This window comes from Actinomyces sp. AC-20-1 (assembly GCF_023369555.1).
GTDB lineage: Bacteria > Actinomycetota > Actinomycetes > Actinomycetales > Actinomycetaceae > Actinomyces.
On record NZ_JACJVC010000039.1, the window covers coordinates 1 to 1,186 of the forward strand.

The window sequence follows — 1,186 nt, forward strand, 5'->3', positions numbered from 1 at the left end:
GGGCGGGCGCGCCGCCCGCGGGCTGAAGGGCCCCGGTGTGCTCGGCACGGCGGGCCTCGGCGCGGGCCTGCTCGGCGGCGAGGAGGGTGCCGAGGACCCCGGCGAGGACGTCCCCGCTCCCGGCGGTGGCGAGCCAGCCGGGGCCGGGGTCGAGGGCGTCGGCGCCTCCCGCAGGGGCGGCGACGACGGTGGGGGTGCCCTTGAGCAGCACGCAGGCCCCCGTGCGGCGGGCCAGCTCGCGGGCGAGCGTGGGCGCCGTGGCGGGGTCCTCGGCCTCGGGGCGCGTCGTCGGGCGTCCCAGGGCGGTCAGGAGGGCCGCCGCCTCCCCGGCGTGCGGGGTGAGGACGGCGGTGGGGGTGAGGCTGCGGCCCTCGGCCAGCAGGGCGGGCAGGAGGGGCAGGGCCCCGGCGTCGATGACGGCGGGCAGCGGGGCCCGCCCCCGGGAGCCCTCAGCAGCGGGGGCACGGTGCGGTGGCGTCGCCGGCATGAGGGTGCGCAGGACGCGGCGCAGCCCGGTGGCGCGGGTCTCGTCGTCGGGGTCGGTGCCGGGTCCGACGACGAGGGCCTGGTGGCGTCCGGGTGCCGGGACCGTCTCGGGGCGGTGGGCGAGCACGAGGTCCTCGACGCGGCGCGGGGCGGCGAGGCGGACCATGCCGGCTCCGGCCCGGCAGGCGGCCGTGCAGGTGAGGACGGCGGCACCGGGGTAGGCCTCGCTGCCGGCCCAGACCTCGACGACGCCGCGCGTGTACTTGTGGTCCCGGTCGCCGGGCACGTGCAGGTGCCCGGCGAGCACGACGTCCGCGGTACCCGCGGTGCCTGAAGAGCCGACGGCGGCCCCGGCAGCGGTCCCGGCGGCGGGGTGGGGCGGCGGGGCGGCGATGGGCGCGGTCCCGGGCACCGGCAGTCCGAGGTCGACGACATCGACGCGCCCGCACAGGGCCCGGGAGGGGGCCAGCACGTGGGCTCCGCGCAGGCAGGTGAAGGTGACGGTGCGGTCGGCGGCGAGGACCGGGCCCTCGACGGCGCCGTCATCCACCCCGGTGCCGCTGGGCAGGTCCACCGCGAGGACGCGGAAGGGCCGCTCCCCCGGCGCTCCGGCCGCGAGGAGCGGGGCGAGGAGGGCGGCCGCCCGAGGGCGCAGCGGGCCGCGGGCGCCGATGCCGGTCAGACCGTCGAGGACGAGGTC

The 1,186-nt window shown here is 81.0% G+C and carries 1 protein-coding gene; it reads right to left on the bottom strand.

Going from position 1 to position 1,186, the window contains the following annotated elements; translation table 11 throughout:
- Window positions 1-1,186 (bottom strand): bifunctional ADP-dependent NAD(P)H-hydrate dehydratase/NAD(P)H-hydrate epimerase (locus H6X67_RS11645; RefSeq protein WP_249435557.1); only part of this gene is annotated, 1,186 nt, incomplete at both ends.